17 protein-coding genes are annotated in these 16,786 nt (G+C 51.6%); 7 read left to right on the forward strand and 10 right to left on the reverse strand.

The genetic code is table 11. From position 1 onward, the window contains the following. The first annotated feature begins 140 nt into the window (after positions 1-140). Positions 141-1,349, forward strand: a complete 1,209-nt coding sequence (locus EKO24_RS07220; RefSeq protein ID WP_127030569.1) for a cyclic di-GMP phosphodiesterase — start codon at positions 141-143, stop codon at positions 1,347-1,349. Between the two features lie 95 nt (positions 1,350-1,444). Here the strand turns inward: EKO24_RS07220 and EKO24_RS07225 are convergent, their stop codons facing one another. From EKO24_RS07225 to EKO24_RS07255, 7 genes are all read right to left on the reverse strand, one after another. Next, a complete protein-coding gene (locus EKO24_RS07225) occupies positions 1,445-1,951 on the reverse strand; it encodes an alpha/beta hydrolase (RefSeq protein WP_127030568.1) in 507 nt (168 codons plus the stop codon). A gap of 90 nt (positions 1,952-2,041) precedes the next feature. Beyond that, positions 2,042-2,338 (reverse strand): type II toxin-antitoxin system RelE/ParE family toxin, encoded by a 297-nt coding sequence (locus EKO24_RS07230; RefSeq protein ID WP_127030567.1) that lies wholly within the window; start codon positions 2,336-2,338, stop codon positions 2,042-2,044. Next, positions 2,323-2,610: an addiction module protein gene (locus EKO24_RS07235; RefSeq protein ID WP_206667229.1), complete on the reverse strand. Its 288-nt coding sequence runs from the start codon at positions 2,608-2,610 to the stop codon at positions 2,323-2,325. Before EKO24_RS07235 ends, EKO24_RS07230 begins: the two co-directional genes overlap by 16 nt. 84 nt (positions 2,611-2,694) lie before the next feature. Continuing rightward, positions 2,695-3,099 carry a type II toxin-antitoxin system VapC family toxin gene (gene vapC / locus EKO24_RS07240; protein ID WP_127030566.1) on the reverse strand — a complete coding sequence of 135 codons (405 nt, stop codon included), beginning with the start codon at positions 3,097-3,099 and terminating at the stop codon, positions 2,695-2,697. Beyond that, positions 3,099-3,293, reverse strand: a complete 195-nt coding sequence (locus EKO24_RS07245) for a type II toxin-antitoxin system VapB family antitoxin (protein ID WP_127030565.1) — start codon at positions 3,291-3,293, stop codon at positions 3,099-3,101. Before EKO24_RS07245 ends, vapC begins: the two co-directional genes overlap by 1 nt. A gap of 112 nt (positions 3,294-3,405) precedes the next feature. Next, positions 3,406-7,302, reverse strand: a complete 3,897-nt coding sequence (hrpA, locus tag EKO24_RS07250; RefSeq protein ID WP_127030564.1) for an ATP-dependent RNA helicase HrpA — start codon at positions 7,300-7,302, stop codon at positions 3,406-3,408. Positions 7,303-7,395: 93 nt separating this feature from the next. Beyond that, entirely contained in the window at positions 7,396-8,511 is a 1,116-nt protein-coding gene (locus EKO24_RS07255) for an ISAs1 family transposase (RefSeq protein WP_127030563.1), read from the reverse strand. Between the two features lie 367 nt (positions 8,512-8,878). On the opposite strand from EKO24_RS07255, the gene EKO24_RS07260 reads away from it, so the two are divergent. Next, positions 8,879-9,466 carry a putative metalloprotease CJM1_0395 family protein gene (locus EKO24_RS07260; protein ID WP_127030562.1) on the forward strand — a complete coding sequence of 196 codons (588 nt, stop codon included), beginning with the start codon at positions 8,879-8,881 and terminating at the stop codon, positions 9,464-9,466. Between the two features lie 14 nt (positions 9,467-9,480). Here EKO24_RS07260 and EKO24_RS07265 read toward each other — a convergent pair whose 3' ends face one another. Next, entirely contained in the window at positions 9,481-10,221 is a 741-nt protein-coding gene (locus tag EKO24_RS07265; RefSeq protein WP_241674429.1) for a DUF434 domain-containing protein, read from the reverse strand. A gap of 99 nt (positions 10,222-10,320) precedes the next feature. On the opposite strand from EKO24_RS07265, the gene EKO24_RS07270 reads away from it, so the two are divergent. From EKO24_RS07270 to EKO24_RS07280, 3 genes are all read left to right on the forward strand, one after another. After that, entirely contained in the window at positions 10,321-10,674 is a 354-nt protein-coding gene (locus EKO24_RS07270) for a DUF4186 domain-containing protein (RefSeq protein ID WP_127030561.1), read from the forward strand. A 327-nt stretch (positions 10,675-11,001) separates the two neighbouring features. Then, the gene (gene ycaC / locus EKO24_RS07275; RefSeq protein WP_127030560.1) at positions 11,002-11,631 is read left to right on the forward strand and encodes an isochorismate family cysteine hydrolase YcaC; all 630 of its coding nucleotides are present in this window, start codon (positions 11,002-11,004) and stop codon (positions 11,629-11,631) included. Between the two features lie 184 nt (positions 11,632-11,815). Then, positions 11,816-12,346: an SRPBCC family protein gene (locus tag EKO24_RS07280; RefSeq protein WP_127030559.1), complete on the forward strand. Its 531-nt coding sequence runs from the start codon at positions 11,816-11,818 to the stop codon at positions 12,344-12,346. A 195-nt stretch (positions 12,347-12,541) separates the two neighbouring features. Here the strand turns inward: EKO24_RS07280 and EKO24_RS07285 are convergent, their stop codons facing one another. Continuing rightward, a complete protein-coding gene (locus EKO24_RS07285) occupies positions 12,542-13,981 on the reverse strand; it encodes a phosphomannomutase (RefSeq protein WP_162853336.1) in 1,440 nt (479 codons plus the stop codon). A gap of 191 nt (positions 13,982-14,172) precedes the next feature. After that, positions 14,173-14,901: a metallophosphoesterase gene (locus EKO24_RS07290; RefSeq protein ID WP_127030558.1), complete on the reverse strand. Its 729-nt coding sequence runs from the start codon at positions 14,899-14,901 to the stop codon at positions 14,173-14,175. Between the two features lie 86 nt (positions 14,902-14,987). On the opposite strand from EKO24_RS07290, the gene ispG reads away from it, so the two are divergent. Then, positions 14,988-16,205 (forward strand): flavodoxin-dependent (E)-4-hydroxy-3-methylbut-2-enyl-diphosphate synthase, encoded by a 1,218-nt coding sequence (gene ispG / locus EKO24_RS07295; RefSeq protein WP_127030557.1) that lies wholly within the window; start codon positions 14,988-14,990, stop codon positions 16,203-16,205. A 51-nt stretch (positions 16,206-16,256) separates the two neighbouring features. After that, the gene (locus tag EKO24_RS07300) at positions 16,257-16,727 is read left to right on the forward strand and encodes a Uma2 family endonuclease (protein ID WP_127030556.1); all 471 of its coding nucleotides are present in this window, start codon (positions 16,257-16,259) and stop codon (positions 16,725-16,727) included. The last annotated feature ends 59 nt before the right edge of the window (positions 16,728-16,786 follow it).

A 16,786-nucleotide genomic window follows, 5' to 3' on the forward strand; every position in this document is an offset into this window, starting at 1 on the left:
CTGGTGCACTTGTGCTTTGGCGTTTTGAAAACGCGTCAGCCTTATCAACCTGATTATGTGCCTCAGCGTTGACTTTTAAGACGGTATCTACTCCGCTAGAATGCATGCTAGTCTTTATGGCCTAGCGCCCGTCAAACATTATGATCAAAAAAATCGACGTTTCCGATCTTTGCCCCGACATGTACATCCACGACATCAACTGCGGCTGGATGGAACACACGTTTTTACGCAACCGCTTTTTCGTGAAGAACCAGAGCGATATAAACTCAATCGTTTCCCTGGGCATCCGCCATGTTTACATCGACACCAGCCGCGGCTTGGATGTGCCCGAAGCGCCCAGTGCCGAAAAAGTGCACCAGCAATTGGAAGCCGAAATTCAGAATCTCGGTAAAACCCTGAAGCGCTCGGTATCGAAACAGGCCTCCATGCACGAAGAGATTGTCAAGGCCCGCCGCATCTTTACCGAAGCCTGTTCCATCGTCGGCAGTGTTTTGCACGATTGCCGCCTGGGCAGGCAGGTTGAACTGGAAAAGCTGGAGCCCGTCATCACTACCATTACCGACTCGATTTTCCGTAATCCGGACGCCATTATCAGCTTGCTCAAGATTAAACGGGCCGACAAATATACCTTTCAGCATTCGGTTGCGGTCAGCACATTACTGATCAGTTTCTGCCGGGCAATGGAGATTGATCGAAGCGATATTGAGCTGGTCGGCATAGGCGGCCTGTTACACGACATCGGTAAAATGAAAGTACCGGAGCGAATTTTGAATAAACCCGGCAAGCTCACCGAAAGCGAGTTTGAAGTCATGAAAAACCACGTCAATTACGGCTGCGCATTGTTGGAAACAATACCCAACCTTTCGCCGGTTTCGGTCAGCATCGTCGCCGAACATCACGAGCGTCACGACGGCAGCGGTTATCCGTTAAAGCTCAAGAGTGACGAAATAAGCCTCTACGGCCAGATGGCGGCTATCGTTGACGTTTACGACGCGCTGACTTCCAACCGCGTTTACCACAACGGCAACGAACCGACCGAAGTGCTGAAAAAAATGCTGGAATGGAGCGAGCACCATTTCAGTCCGCCGCTGGTTCACCACTTTATCCGCACGATCGGGATTTACCCGGTCGGAACCCTGGTACGCCTGGAAAGCGGTTATCTTGCGGTGGTGATAGAGCAACATCATGACGACTTGCTGCGCCCCAAAGTCAGGCTTATCTTCAACAGTAAAACGCTCAGTTACATTCAGCCCTGGGATTATGACTTATCCAAACCCGACAGCCATGACCGGATAAGCGGTTTTGAGCTGCCGTCGCGCTGGCGGATTAATCCGGCCAATTATATTTAACGGTGCGGTTTGATTGTTAGTGAGTCTTAAGGCCGGCTCTTAATAACAATCTGTTCGGGAATCCTATTTAACGGAAAACTTTGCCGACTTAAAACTCAACCTTCGTCAAAGCCGGCCAAGAACCGGCTGAATTCTTCAGCCAACTGGGAAATTACGCTGAGCATCCGGTGATCGGTATCGTATAAATTCAACCGTACCCGATATTGCCGGCAAAAACGCCAAACATTTTCCGGCGGCACAATATCATCCTGCCAGCCATGAAATACCCTAATGTCTTCGGCCGCCGGCTTAAACTCGGTCTGCCGGTAGCCGGGCAAATAAAACGCGGGCGCCAACAAAAAAAGCCCTTTCGGCCTGATCGTTTCCGAAGCGACGGTCGACACATAAGCGCCCATGCTGGAACCGATCAATACCACTTGCTCAAAGCCGCTTAAATCCATCGCCAGCAGTTGCTCGGCACGTTTATCAGGATCAGGCTGCTGTTGATAATCGGGACTTTCGAATGCATAACCGTGATATTTCGCAACTTCGGCAAAGTGTTTTGTCTTTTCGCCCCAAGGAATACTGTCCTTGCCGTGATTATAGATGACTAATTTTTTCATACGTTGACCTCTGGCTCTGGCGTTGACTATCAGGCATCATAGAAATGTAGGGACTGGGTTTCCCCCCGCCCTGCTTGGAGGAACACTGAACTAACTGTTTTTAGGCCAACGCCTCGGGTTGCGGACATCGTGTAACACCGCCAAAATATGCACAAGATCATCTCTCACCGCATAAAACAAGCCGTAAGGGAATCGTGGCAGGAAAGCTCTACGAACACCGGGAATTACTTCGGCATAAAGTAAAGGCGCCTGCTCTAGCCGTTTTATCTGTAATTCCATTGCCGCAATAAATTCTTCACCGAGGCCGGAATTCTGCAACTCGTACCATTCCCGAGCTTCACCGACTTCACGTAACGCTCGCGAAGAAAATTTCAGGCGGAACGCCATGAGCCGTCTTGAAGACGTGATTTAACTTGATCCCAGGAATAACCTGCTTCCGGATTAGCTTCGAACTCTTTCATACGTACTTCAAGTTCGGCCTTTAGCTCAGGCGAAACTTCCACGGCATCTGAGACTGCGGCAACGCTGTCCCAGATTAGCTCAACGAGACGAATACGTTCCTGTACCGGAAGCTCAAGAATGGCGGGAATATTGATATTGTTCATATTGGGAGTATGTCCTTCTTCAAAACACGCAATCGGAAATAAACATTGCTGCATTATATCTTTACTCCGGTTAAGCGCAAAAAAGGCTCCAGATATTGCGTTATGCATTTATCTGGAAACAAAAATAAAACCTACTCATTACCCCCTATACAACCTCAAATCACAAAACCCCGCCATTTGCTCAAAATCCTTATCTGCCGTTAATAACGGCGAATTATCGGCAATACAAATCGCAGCAATAAGACAATCGGTTGCACTTGTTGCAATTCCGCCCTGCCGGCAGCGATTGGCAATCTGGGCCGCTAAAACATGATGCGCTTGACTTGCAAGCACCACAGGAAAAGCAGACAACAATCCTTGCAAGCGCTTAAACTGCGCCTCCTCGCGCAAACCTGACAGCAACTCCTGCATCACTATTCCCGTTACCGCCAGCGGCGCATCTTGTGAGATTAACTCGTGTAATTGCAACACCTCTTTTACCTGTACCGCGGAATTTGAACGCCGAAAAGCCAATGACCAAACCGAGGTATCGACAAAAATCATCAGCGTTTCTCACGTGCTTTTTTGTAATCGTAAATTTCATCAAAATCAAAACTGCCGAATGCTTCAAGTACCGCCTTGCGTTTACATTTTTCAATATAAGCTTGCAAAGCGCTATTTAAAGTTTCTTTCTTAGTATGATGAAGCCCTAAGCGCTGGGCTTCATTTAATAATTCCGGATCGCATAAAGTTGTCATGTTGTCACCTTATTGGATTAGCATCACTGAAGGATGAATAATTACAAGCGTTACCGCATTATAATCCCGCTCCGGTTATACACAATGCCGATTGGATGCGTGCAACACAAGCTTACCCTCTCTCATCCCAAGCCTTATCCATCCTCTTAGCCGAAACCGGATAAGCCGTTTTAAGCTGCTGTGCAAACAACGACACCCTAAATTCCTCCAGCATCCAGCGATACGGGTCATGCTCCGGGATAACCTTGTCTTTCTTGGCCTTCTTCTGCACGTCCTGCCAAAACCGTATCGTATACTTGCTGGCTTCCTGGACTTTTTGCAGATTGTTGTCGCGTTTATCCAGCCGGTATTGCGCGGCCTTTAAATAACGCGGTATCGCTTTAAGCTGCTGGTACGGCGTATTGCGGATAAAACCGGCATAAATCAGCCAATCCAGTTGTTCGTTAATATCTTTCGCGAGCGGATCGTTCACATGGAAGCGGTTCAGTTGCGTTTTAAGCGCGCCGTACAGTTCCATGATTTCCAGAGCGATTTTGCCGGCGTCATTGGCGGCGGTGATCAGCCCGGACTTATTCTGCTGCAAGCTTTGCTCAAACGCCTGCTGGGTGCGAATAGTCCGGCCTTCGACAAATACGCCGTACAGCGCGACATGAAGAATGTCGTCTTTATAGGATACCGCCGCGTCGCTGCCGACAATCGGATGTTTCGGCAAGCGGTTATAGGTCAGTTCCGCCGTCGCCGACTTCGGCATGTTTTTCAATATATACGTGCATTCCTTGCGCAATTGCAGTTGGAACAGGCGCATTAATCCGGCCCGATGCTGGAGCGCGGCTTTTTGTTCGGTATCGAAGATGCGCACGCCGACCGCATCGCCTTCGTCGATAATCGCCGGGTAGCCGACAAAGGACTGGCCTTTCTGGATAAACTGGTAGGTCTCCGGTAAATCGTCGAAAGCCCAACCAATGCAGCCGGTGTAATTCAGCTCGTCGGCGGCGATCTGGTCGAAGCTGTCGCCGGCTTTGGCGGTGTGCTTCAACTGCAATTTTTTCAGGTCGCGGCCGAAATCCAATAGCTGGCCTTGATCGTCTACAACCCTGAAATTCATCTTCAAGTGATCGGTCAGCGCGTCCATATTCCAGGCATTCAGCGGAATCGCCTCGCCGGTTAGTTTTTTCAAGCGGTTGCCGAGCCATTCCTGCAACGCGCCTTTAAAATCCGGTTCGATTTCAAGACATTGCTTAACGGTTTCCGGCACCGGCACGAAATGCTTCCTGATTTGTTTCGGCAGCGATTTAATCAGCGCAATGCATTTTTCTTCCAGCATGCCCGGCACCAGCCAATCGAACGGCGTTTGCGTGACTTGGTTCAGTTGATGTACCGGAATGATCGCGGTCACGCCGTCCTCGTCATGGCCCGGCTCGAAGCGGTATTGCAACGGAATGGTCAGGTTGCCTATTTTCTTGCTGTCAGGAAAGTCCCATTCGTTGACGTAATCTTCTTCGTGCTCGCGCGTTAAATCCTCCTTGGTTAAAAACAGGATAAGAGGATTGCCGCGTTCGGCTGTTTTACGCCAAGTGTCCAGTGTAACGCCGCTGACGACTTCGGGCGGCAGCTTGTTGTCGTAGAACTCATAAAGCCATTGCTCGTCCTCGACCAGGTCAACCCGGCGGCCTTTATGCTGGATCATGCCGACTTCTTCGAGCAGTTTCTGGTTCGCGACGTAAAACGGCGCGTTACTGTGATACTCGTAATCGACCAGCGCGGAGCGGATAAAAATCTCCCGTGCGGCTTTCGGGTCGACATGGTCGTACGGAAGCTTACGCCCGGCTTGCAACGTCAGGCCGTACAGCAACGTGCGCGAAGACACCATGCAACGCGCGCCTTTCTTTTCCCAGTGAGGGTCGTAATAATTGTGTTTGACCAGATGCTCGGCGCAGGCTTCGATCCATTCCGGCTCTATCCTGGCGACCGTGCGCGCGTAGACTTTGCTGGTTTCGACCTGCTCGGCGGCCATGATCCATTTCGGCCGCACTTTATGCAAGCCGGAACCGGGGAAGATAAAAAATTTCAAGCCGCGCGCGCCGAGATATTCGTATTGCTCGTGACGGAAACCGATATTCGACAGCAAGCCCGGCAACAATGCGCGATGAATTTTTTCGTAGCCGGCGTCGTCGGTGTTCGGCGTCATTTTCAGGTCACCTTTGACGACCTGCATGATTTGCGCGTGGATGTCGAACCACTCGCGCATCCGCATATACGACAGGAAATTATCGGTGCAGTATTTACGCAGCTTGTTGTTGGACAAGTGCTTTTTCTTATCCTCGTAAGTATTCCAAAGATTCAGCAGCGTCAAAAAATCCGATTCGGGATGACGGAAGGCCGCGTGTTTCTGGTCGGCCTGCATCATTTTGTCGGCCGGTTTTTCGCGCGGGTCCTGCACGCTTAACGCGGAAACGATAATAGCAACTTCGGTCAGGCAATGCTCATGCGCGGCAGCGACCAACATCCGGGCCAGCTTCGGGTCGGTTGGGAATTTCGCCAGTTGCTTGCCGACGTCGGTCAGCTTGCCGGACCTATCCAGTGCGTTGACTTCATGCAGCACATTTTTGCCGTCGCGGATCATTTTTTCTTCGGGCGGCTCGATGAACGGGAATTCTTCAATATCGCCAAGTTTCAGCGAGATCATCTGCAAAATAACCGCAGACAAATTGGTGCGCATGATTTCAGGTTCGGTAAATTCCGGCCGGGCTTGATAATCCTCATACGAATACAAGCGGATGCAGATACCTTCGGCGACGCGGCCGCAGCGCCCCGCCCTTTGATTGGCCGACGATTGCGAGATTCGTTCAATCGGCAAACGCTGGATTTTGCTGCGATGGCTGTAGCGGCTGATCCGCGCGTGGCCGGTATCGATCACGCAACGAATGCCCGGCACGGTCAGCGAGGTTTCGGCAACGTTGGTCGCCAGCACGATGCGCAGCTTGCCGCCTTTGGGCTTGAATACGCGCTCCTGTTCGCTGACGCTGAGTTTCGAGTACAACGGCAGGATTTCGTATTGGGTAGGGTGATGTTTTTTCAGCGAATCGGCCGTTTCCCTAATTTCACGCTCGCCGCTCAGGAAAATCAGGATGTCGCCGCGCAAGTCGCGGTACAGCTCGTCGACCGCGTCGAGAATCGCGTTTTGCAATTCGTCGCCGGTTTCATCCGTTGCTTTTTCGTCGTCCGCTTCCTCCTTCGGGACGATTGGCCGATAACGAATATCGACAGGATAAGTCCGCCCTGAAACCTCGATAATCGGCGCCTTGTTAAAATGGTCGGAAAAACGCTGCGTATCGATTGTTGCCGAGGTGATGATCAGCTTTAAATCGGGGCGCTTCGGCAACAGCCATTTCATGTAACCGATCAAGAAATCGATGTTCAAACTGCGCTCGTGCGCCTCGTCGATGATGATCGTGTCGTATTGGTTCAGGTAAGGATCGTTTTGCGATTCGGCCAGCAAAATACCGTCGGTCATCAGTTTGACCAACGAATCGGCATGGGTTTTGTCGTTAAAACGGATTTTGTAGCCGACCGACTTGCCTATCGGTTCGCCGAGCTCTTCGGCGATACGGTCGGCGACCGTGCGCGCGGCAATCCGTCTAGGCTGGGTATGGCCGATCATCCCAGCTGCGCCGCGTCCTATCGACAGGCATATTTTCGGCAATTGCGTCGTCTTGCCGGAGCCGGTTTCGCCGCAAACGACGACAACCTGGTTTTCCTGAATCAGCTTGGCGATGTCGTCTTTCTTACCGGTCACCGGCAGGTCGGGAAAGTTCAGCACCGGAATACTGGCGAGACGTTTATTCCTAGCCGCAACCGATCTTTCGATACGGCCCGCCAACTTGCTTAATTCTTCCTCGGATTTTTTGCTGCGGCAGCGGTCCAATTGCCGCTTTAATGCGTGCCTGTCCTGGTTAAGACAATGTGGTAACTGGCGGGTAAATTGCTTGATTAAATCGGGGTTGGACATCAAAAACAGCCGGATAAATTAACATATTATACGTTAATTTATCCGTTTTAATTTGGCGTTGCGGAATGTTAGCAGGGCAAGCGCATATAAATCTCAGGCCGGGAAAATAATGCTTTCTCTAAAGTCATCATTCAAAGCGGCTTTAAAGCGTTTTTTCTTAATGCTCATCTTAGAAGGTTCTTTTTTTAGCAGATTAATCGCGAGTTGACGAACAACGTTAAAGTTTTCCGGCGCATAGCCGGTGCGGATACGTGAATCATCTTCCCTGAAAGTCACGTCAAGTACCCAATGTAATGAGTTCTCGATGCCCCAATGCGCGCGTGCCGCAGAAGCAAAAGCCTTCACATCGTCGAGTGTACTGAGGTAATGCCGGCACTCAATACTGGTTTTGCCGTTAACCGTTCGTTCGGATTCAACCATGCCAATGCTTTTCAGGCCTTTCCAGCGAGCAGCATCGGGTAAGGTATCAAGGCACGTCGATAAATAACTGCGCCTTATTTCAATGCGCCCATGCTCGGCGTTGGTTTCCGAATGGGACTGTAGTTGGCATAATTCAGGACGGTCGGTCGCGACAGCCACCTCGAAATAATCGCTGATGGCTTCATGCAGGCGCTTTTGATTGTCCTTTACCGCTAAAACATAATCGGCTTTTTTTTCAATCACCTTTTCAGCAATATCAGTTTGACAGCCCATCGCATCAAGCGTGACGATACAGCCGTTGATTTCGAGCATCTCCAATAACACCGGTATCGCGGTAATTTCATTGGATTTCGCATCGGTTTTAACTGGGCCCAGCGATAAGCCCGCTTGACTAGCCCACGCGCTGCCCCTATGTATCGCCCCCAATTTATCTTTACCGTGATACGAACGGCGGGCGGTTTTGCCGTCAATGGCTACGACTTCTCCTAAACTCAATTCCGCCACACTCTGCCCCCAGGCGATAAAGCATTCGCTTAGCTTGGCCGGATCAATGCGAGCAATCACTCGCGCTATGCAGTCATGCGAGGGAATGCCGTTTTCCAACTCGATCCATTTCCTCAGCCAGTCCTGTTTGTTTTCGCCAAATTGCTCAATGGCTTCCCACCCTTCAGCGCCACTGATAACGGCACAGATCGTCAACACAATAATATCGAGCAGCTTATGACGTTTGTGCCTCTCTAACCGGGGATCTTCCAGAGAGGAAAAGGCCTCTTGTAAACTTAATGCCATCAGCTACCTGCAAAAAGGTCGCTAGTATCGCTGGTTTTTAAGTTAATTTATATGCGCTTGCCCTGGGAATGTTAGCCGTAATTTATCAAGAGGCATTGATAGACCGCTAAAAACAAGAACACGGATGACACGGATTTTTATGGGGCTAACTTCATATCCGTGTGAATCCGTAAAAATCCGTCGCATCCGTGTTCCGTTTTTAACATCTAACAAGCTAAAACGGCCTACTCAGCCGTCATCCAAATTTTCGTGTTCGTCAATAAAATATTTCCGCTGGACGCCGATAACATCAGCGATTATTCTTACCTGTAACTATCGGACGATTGTTTATTAGACTCTCAGTTATTGATCCGATGGGAGGTGCATGATGATTTCTTCCATATCCAGTTACAGGCTCGCGGCCTCTTATACCGATTACTCCCAGCGGCAAACCGACTATTCCCAACAACAAGCGGCTGACTCTTCTACAGCAAAGCCCGACCCAAACGTTCAAAAAAGCCCCGGATTAAAGGCCGGTAACGCTAAGTCAGCGGGTGGCAAAAACAACGGCGAGCTTTCCGAATCCGACCTGAAAGTCGTCAGCCAGCTTAAGAAAAGGGATGCCGAAGTCAAAAGCCACGAAGCGGCGCATTTGGCCGCAGCCGGCGGCATTGCTACCGGCGGTGCCAGTTTTAAATACCAGCAAGGCCCGGACGGCGTGCAGTACGCGATTAGCGGCGAAGTCCGGATCGACACGTCGCCGGTTCCCGGCGACCCGGCTGCAACGCTACAAAAAGCCGACACGATCAGGAGAGCCGCGCTGGCCCCGGCCGAACCTTCCGGCCCCGATATGCAAGCGGCAGCCGGCGCAACGGCGATGGCCGCAAAAGCGCAGGCCGAATTAATGCAAAAAAACCAAGACACCCAGAACGGCAATAAAGAACGCCTAGGCACAAAAATCAACGTATCCGCCTAAACCTCGACAACGTTTTATTCCTGCTCAGGCAACGCGCCTGAAAAATCGATCAGCCAAGATTCATGAAAATGGTTTTTCACCAAGTGAGCACCCAGGTTTAGCCACTGGACGCCGCCGTCCAATATCGCCGAATCGGAAGTAATCGCGACTTTATCGCTGTGGCGGATGACTTGGTCCGGGTTTTCAGTCAGCTCGGCCTGCCAGTTCCAGTCATGCGCCTTGGCAACGTCCCGAACCATTGCGGCAAGCCGCCCGCTGTTGGAAACCGGTTTATCGAACAGCCACAACACGCTTGCAGGAGAAAAGGCTTGCAGCACATTGCCGATCAGTTCAATCGCCTGCCGGGTTTCGTTTACCAGCCGGTAAGTGCCATGAATGCCGGCAATATCGCGAATACAACCATCGCAACATCTGATCAACAATCCTCCGGCCATCGCCGTTTCAACGGAAATAATCTGGTTAAATCCGTCGATAAGCAATTGCCGGCCCTGGATTTGTTCGATGCGAAGGCAGGTTTTATTTCTTAAGTCACGGTTGAAATTCGAACAAGCTGCCCTGGTAATGACAAGACGTTGGCGTTCAGTCAGCTGATGATGATCGCCTACCAACTGAATGACCGAATGCCGGGCATAACCGCGATTAAGCAGCCAGCAGAATTCATAAACCGCATCGCGCAAATGCTGCAATTGTTTGCCGCTGAACAATGCCTGCTCATTCGGACGCATGCCGCGATGTCTTTGTTCGTGAGTATTCATAGTAAGCGCCGAAGCAATCGATCAGGGTAAGAAACTTGATCCATCATAAAACATCCGCCCATAATCAGACAGTATCAACTATGAATCGCAAATATCCCAATGAGAGATTTAGACGAACTTTTTTTGGCCCTATCAAAGTCGGCTTTCCGCAGCAAATTCCGCCTGCAAGGCAAAGATCTTGTTTATCTGCATGATAAAGGCTTGCCGACGGTTATCGCTCATGCCGAAGACTTTATCGCCAAGCGTCTGGCGCCGGCCGTAATTAAAAACGACGGTAAACAAACCCCGTTCAGAGGCCATCCGGTTTTTGTAGCGCAACATGCAACGGCCTGTTGCTGCCGCGGTTGTCTGGAAAAATGGCATCGCATAGCCAAAGGGCATGAGCTTAGCCCCGATCAGCAAGCCTATGTGCTCAAAGTGATGGAACGGTGGCTGCGGGATCAAATTGCTTAATCATCTTTGTTGAGTAGTAGAGCTTATTGTGTTGTGGCACGGATAAAATCCCGTTCAGTGCCGAGCACCGGAGCTTTTGCCGAGATCAGCCCGTTAGGGGTGCGGCAAAAGCGAGGAGCGCAGGACAAATCGGCAGGATAGCCGATTTACATGCACAGCACCCGAAGGGCGAGACCCCGATTCAATTAAACGTCGCGTGAGCGACACCTTTGTTAATACCCTAAGTATTTCTACGGATTGTCTATCAACCCTCAACATCGATAACCTAACCTGATTAAAGAAAGTGAACGTTAAATCGTAACCTGACTAATGGGGAGAAGCAGCATTATGAGCAGCACTTATCAATACCGCCGTATTTCCAAAGATGACGCGGCAGTTCTCTTTGTCGATCATCAGTGCGGCCTGACAGCCTTAGTGCAGGATTATACGGCCAACGAATTCAAAAACAGCATTATGGCCTTGGCCGATCTAGCTAAGTTCTTCAACCTGCCGACTATTCTGACCACCAGTTTCGAGGCTGGACCAAACGGCCCGGTCATCCCCGAATTGAAAGAAATGTTTCCGCATGTGCCGTATATCGCCCGGCCTGGACAAATCAACGCCTGGGATAACGAGGATTTCGTCAAAGCCGTTAAAGAAACCGGCCGCAAGCAGCTGATCATTGCCGGCATCGTCACCGAGGTTTGCGTAGCTTTTCCTGCCCTATCGGCGCTGGAAGCGGGTTACGAGGTCTTCGTCGTTACCGATGCTTCCGGCACATTCGACCAAGCCAGCCGTGAAGCCGCATGGATACGGATGGCAAACGCCGGCGCGCAACTGCTGAATTGGTTCGCTGTAGGCTCCGAACTGCAACGCGACTGGCGCAACGACGTGCAAGGCTTTGGCAAGCTGTTGTGCGCCCACACGCCTATCTACAATAGCCTGATGGTCAGCCATACCGCAAAAAGCCGAATCTAACGGAACATTTCCACTCTCACGCCAACCAGACTATCCGCGATGACGACCGCGTTGTTACGCTCAGTTGCATTCACGGTTTGGCGTGGCAAGCTTTTCAGTAAATTAGGTTACTAAACGCGAATGATCAAAGCCAACCAATCGCAGGAGCTGAATTTAATTTCTCAACACCGTACCGGAGTAATAAATGGTCCACATAATAATCATCATAGTTGCCGCACTGTTTACCGCGCTGCTGATCTATGCGGCAACCAAGCCTGACAAGTTCCGTGTCTGGCGCTCTACAAGCATCAAAGCATCGCCCGATAGAATCTTTGCACTGATCACCGATTTTCACAATTGGAATGCCTGGTCGCCCTACGAACAAATGGACCCGGAAATGAAACGAAATCTCAGCGGCAAGCCGCGCGGCAAAGGCGCGGTGTATGAGTGGGAAAGCAACAGCAGTAAGGCCGGTATCGGCCGCATGGAGATCGTCGAATCGTTGCCGCCGTCCAAGGCCGTCATCCAATTGGATTTGGCCGAGCCTTTCGAAATCCGCAGCATTGTCGAGTTCACGCTGGAAACCAAGGACGACGCCACCCAAGTTACCTGCGATATGCAGGCGATGAATCCCTACCTCAGAAAGGTCATGGGGATATTTTACGACCGGGACAGTGTTATCGCTGAAGAATTCGAGGAAGGCCTTGCCAACCTGAAAACTATCGCCGAAAGGTAAGAAGGCTCGTAATTATAAAGAGAGACTCGAATGACGCGGATAAGTACCTGAATATCGATTTCCACCGTTTGTTCAACGCCGGAGTGCAGGCTCCGCCTGCTTTGCAAGCAAAGCTTGCACTCCAAACGCTATAAGAAGTTAGCCCGTAAAAAATCCGTACCGATCCGTCATATCCGCGCCATCCGTGTTCCGTTATTAATGCCGCTTACCGGCAATGCGTTGCAAAGTCAACGTAACCAATGCTTGCGCGCGTTCGTTGCTGTCGGCTTCCGCATAGCAGCGCAATTCCGGCGCATTGCCGGACGGGCGCAGATGCACGATCTCGCCGTTAGCGAAAGTCAGCCGCAAGCCGTCGGTCAAATCCTGCCGTGCAAGCGTACCCAGATCGTCGCCCCATAGATTCCGATAGGCGCTATCATCGCTTTGCAAGCTATCCAATAACGCCCGGCTATTGGCAAGCGGAAAATCCTGCAAGCGGTCGCTGGCGGTATAGCGTCGCGGCAAACCTGTCAGCAAGTCCGATACGTTGACGCCCTGTTTCCGCGCCATCGCCAATACAGCCAAAGCCGGCAATACCGCGTCGCGCGTCGGCAGCGCGGCCAGCGGTTGCCCGCCGACCATCAAATCGCCCCCTACCAAAAAGCCGCCGTTGGCTTCGAAACCGACCACGCAGGAACTGCCGGCAGCCAGCGCCTGCCCCATGCCGGCAATCACATACGGCGAACCGATGCGGGTACGGATAACCTGCCGGAACAGTCCGCTCGCCTCTATCGCCGTGTTGCAACTGACCGGCGTGACGATTGTATCGACGCCCAGAAACCGCGCGCTCAACAAACCGACAATATCGCCGCGCAGCCAGCGGCCGGCCTGGTCCGCAATCAACGGCCGGTCGCCGTCGCCATCGGTGGAAATAATCGCATCGAGACGATGCTCCGCGGCCCACGCCAGTCCGCGCCGGCGATCGTCTTCACTGACCGCTTCGGTATCCAGGGGCACAAAAGTGTCGGTGCGTCCCAAGCTGACCACATCCGCGCCCAGAGCGTTCAACAGCTCGCGCAAACAATCGCGCGCGGCGCTGGAGTGCTCGTAAACGCCGACCCGCCAACCGGCCAGCAAATCGGCCGCAAACAAGCTCGTATAACGCTGTTGATAATGTTGCAAGGCGGCAGGGTTGACGGTCGGCAAGGCCGCATCGTTGCTGATTGTTTGCAGCTCGACCTCGGCTTGCGCAATAGCTGCTTCATCGGCTTTGCTGATCTCGCCTTCGGCCCGGTAAAATTTGATGCCGTTGCGGTCGAACGGAATATGGCTGCCGGTCACCATAATCGCCGGAATGCGCTGCGCCATAGCATATAAAGCCAACGCCGGCGTCGGCAGCACGCCGCAAAAATCCACTTCGCAACCGGCTTGGCGAATACCTGCAACACACGCCTGCACGATAGCCGGACTGGACGGGCGCAAATCCATGCCCAACGCGATTCTCCGCCCCGGTTCGGCAAGGCCCAGACCTTGTAAAAATGCCAACGTATAAGCCGTGCAAACCTGGCCGGTCATTTGGCTGACCAGTCCGCGCGCGCCGCTGGTACCGAATGCGACGCCGCTGTCGGCCATCATTTGTTGGATATTGATCTTCATCATCGCCTCCTTGCAAGGTTGTTTATTCAGTAAAAAGCCTGTACACCCGGCCGACTGCGGCGAGTGAACCGGGTAATGGAATTTTATAGCCAAAAGGCATAAGTAGGGTTTGAGCGGACAAGCCGCTCAACTCAGCTTTATAGCCAAAGGCCATAAGTTTCGTTTGAGCGGGCAAGCCGCTCAACTCAGCTTTATATTTCCAGCATCTTATTCTGGTCAAAGCGGGGAACGATTCTTGTGCCGGCATAACCTCTGGGATTACATAAAACTCTGGCGTCGGCTATACGATAATCCATAATACTGTGGACATGGCCGTGTATCCAGGCCGCAATCTCGTACTGATGCAGCAGCGGCTTCATATCGTTGCAGTAAGCCAGCTTCTTAAGCGCCTGCGCCGACTCGTTCCAACTCCATAGGGATGGCGCATGATGCGTTATTACGACGGTTTTCCCGGAAAAAGGCTGGGCTAACTCTTGCTCCAGCCACGTCTTTGAACATTGATGCAACCGACTAAACAGTGTGGCATCAAAAGGTTTGCCGGCAAATTGAATGCGCCTGAAATCGTTTAAGGTCTTGCCTAAAGCCTCGGCTTTGCTGTCGCCTTCGGCAAACAGGTCGGTCCACAAGGTACATCCTAAAAAACGTACGCCTTCAAATACAAACCGGTCGTTCTCAAGAAAACGGACGTTGCTGCCCTCGCATTGATGACGGATCAACTGTAAAGTCTGCCGATATTCGTGAGCGTAAAACTCATGATTGCCGGCAATATAAATGACCGGTTTAGCCAACGTTTTCAGCCATTCGACCCCTTGCGTACCAATGCCGATATCGCCGGCGGCGACAATCACGTCGGCATTATTATCGGGGGCCGTCAATAATCCGAACTCCAAATGTATATCGGAAAAATAATTTATCCTCACACTAAACTCTACTTAATGACTTGTATCGGCGTATAATTTAACAAAATTTTTTCAGATAACTGTAACCTTTCCAAAAGATTTTATATATGTCCATTAGTCTTAGAAAAATCACCCATCAAGTTTTAATCGGCAATGTTAAAGTCGGCGGCGGCGCGCCTATCGTTGTTCAGTCGATGACAAATACCGATACCGCCAACGTTGATGCGACAGTCAACCAAATCATCGAATTGGCCGCGGCCGGTTCCGAAATGGTCCGCATCACGGTTAATTCCGAGGAAGCGGCAGCCGCGGTTGCAAAAATCCGCAACCAATTGGACCAAAAAGGCAACTCGACGCCGATCATTGGGGATTTTCATTTTAATGGCCATAAATTGCTGGAAAAATACCCGGACTGCGCCCAGGCTTTGGACAAATACCGCATCAATCCGGGTAACGTAGGCCGCGGTAAAAGCCGCGACCCGCAATTCCAACAAATGATCGAATTTGCCTGCCAATACAACAAACCGGTGCGCATCGGCGTGAACGGCGGCAGTTTGGATCAATCGGTACTGACGCGTTTGCTCGACGAAAACAGAAGCCTGGCAACACCCGAACCATTGGCGGCCGTTACCCGCAAAGCCATCGTACTGTCCGCGCTTGAAAGCGCCGCCAAAGCCGAAGAACTTGGGCTGGGCAAAGACAAAATCATCCTGTCCTGCAAAATCAGCAACGTGCAGGAGTTAATCGAAATCTATCAAGACCTGTCCAGCCGTTGCGATTATGCATTGCACCTGGGCTTGACCGAAGCCGGCATGGGCTCCAAAGGCATTGTGTCGTCGGCTGCTGCGTTGTCGGTACTGATGCAACAAGGCATCGGCGACACGATCCGTATTTCCCTAACGCCGGAACCCGGCTCGTCCAGAACCCAGGAAGTCATCGTCGCCCAGGAAATTTTGCAAACGATGGGTTTCCGTTCGTTCACGCCGATGGTTATCTCCTGCCCCGGTTGCGGCCGCACGACCAGCGATTATTTCCAAAGACTGGCGTTGGACATCCAAAGCTACCTGCGCGATCAAATGCCGGTCTGGCGTACCAAATATCCGGGCGTTGAAACGATGGAAGTCGCGGTCATGGGTTGCGTGGTCAACGGACCGGGCGAAAGCAAGAACGCCAACATCGGCATCAGCCTGCCCGGCACCGGCGAATCCCCGGTAGCGCCTGTGTACGAAGACGGCGAGAAAACCGTTACGCTGAAAGGCGACCGGATTGCGGAAGAATTCCAGGAAATTGTTCAGCGTTATATCGAAAGGCACTACGCGCCGTAGACGCCGTCAATGATGCGGCGTTAAATTATCGTCCCGATTAAGGAGGTTAATATGACTGACCCGGCATTTGCCCTACCCGACTCCATACTCACGCCCGAAGCTTATCTGTTGATCGAAAACGATAACAACACCGGCACCCGTCATGAGTTTGTTAATGGGCTGGTTTACGCAATGACCGGGGCCAGCCGTAGCCATAATCGCGTGGTACGCCGCCTGATGACACGTCTGGACCTGCACTTGCAAGGCACCCGTTGCGAGCCGTTTCAATCGGACATGAAAGTAAAAGTTAAACGCGGCGACGACGTTCGTTTTTACTACCCGGACGTGCAAGTCACCTGCGAAGAAGAAAGCGACCGTTATTACAACGAGCAGCCTTGCTTGATTGTCGAAGTGCTGTCCGATTCCACCCAGCGCACCGACCGCACCGAAAAGCTCATGGCTTATCAAACGATTGAACGTTTGCAAGAGTATGTGCTGCTGTCGCAAGACTCGCCCTTGTATCTTAATTCCTGTCATGGTTAGCTACCTTGGCACTGAGGCAGAAGCAGCTTGGGCACGCCCTTAAGGACCGACCTTGTCAC

Source organism: Candidatus Methylobacter oryzae, from assembly GCF_003994235.2.
In the GTDB taxonomy this organism is placed as follows: domain Bacteria; phylum Pseudomonadota; class Gammaproteobacteria; order Methylococcales; family Methylomonadaceae; genus Methylobacter_A; species Methylobacter_A oryzae.

Excerpts from the sequence above, each read along its gene's own strand:
- EKO24_RS07220 (WP_127030569.1), top strand. The coding sequence starts at position 141 with ATGATCAAAAAAATCGACGTTTCCGATCTTTGCCCCGACATGTACATC.
- EKO24_RS07225 (WP_127030568.1), bottom strand. The coding sequence starts at position 1,951 with ATGAAAAAATTAGTCATCTATAATCACGGCAAGGACAGTATTCCTTGG.
- EKO24_RS07230 (WP_127030567.1), bottom strand. The coding sequence starts at position 2,338 with ATGGCGTTCCGCCTGAAATTTTCTTCGCGAGCGTTACGTGAAGTCGGT.
- EKO24_RS07235 (WP_206667229.1), bottom strand. The coding sequence starts at position 2,610 with ATGCAGCAATGTTTATTTCCGATTGCGTGTTTTGAAGAAGGACATACT.
- vapC (WP_127030566.1), bottom strand. The coding sequence starts at position 3,099 with ATGATTTTTGTCGATACCTCGGTTTGGTCATTGGCTTTTCGGCGTTCA.
- EKO24_RS07245 (WP_127030565.1), bottom strand. The coding sequence starts at position 3,293 with ATGACAACTTTATGCGATCCGGAATTATTAAATGAAGCCCAGCGCTTA.
- hrpA (WP_127030564.1), bottom strand. The coding sequence starts at position 7,302 with ATGTCCAACCCCGATTTAATCAAGCAATTTACCCGCCAGTTACCACAT.
- EKO24_RS07255 (WP_127030563.1), bottom strand. The coding sequence starts at position 8,511 with ATGGCATTAAGTTTACAAGAGGCCTTTTCCTCTCTGGAAGATCCCCGG.
- EKO24_RS07260 (WP_127030562.1), top strand. The coding sequence starts at position 8,879 with ATGATTTCTTCCATATCCAGTTACAGGCTCGCGGCCTCTTATACCGAT.
- EKO24_RS07265 (WP_241674429.1), bottom strand. The coding sequence starts at position 10,221 with ATGAATACTCACGAACAAAGACATCGCGGCATGCGTCCGAATGAGCAG.
- EKO24_RS07270 (WP_127030561.1), top strand. The coding sequence starts at position 10,321 with ATGAGAGATTTAGACGAACTTTTTTTGGCCCTATCAAAGTCGGCTTTC.
- ycaC (WP_127030560.1), top strand. The coding sequence starts at position 11,002 with ATGAGCAGCACTTATCAATACCGCCGTATTTCCAAAGATGACGCGGCA.
- EKO24_RS07280 (WP_127030559.1), top strand. The coding sequence starts at position 11,816 with ATGGTCCACATAATAATCATCATAGTTGCCGCACTGTTTACCGCGCTG.
- EKO24_RS07285 (WP_162853336.1), bottom strand. The coding sequence starts at position 13,981 with ATGAAGATCAATATCCAACAAATGATGGCCGACAGCGGCGTCGCATTC.
- ispG (WP_127030557.1), top strand. The coding sequence starts at position 14,988 with ATGTCCATTAGTCTTAGAAAAATCACCCATCAAGTTTTAATCGGCAAT.
- EKO24_RS07300 (WP_127030556.1), top strand. The coding sequence starts at position 16,257 with ATGACTGACCCGGCATTTGCCCTACCCGACTCCATACTCACGCCCGAA.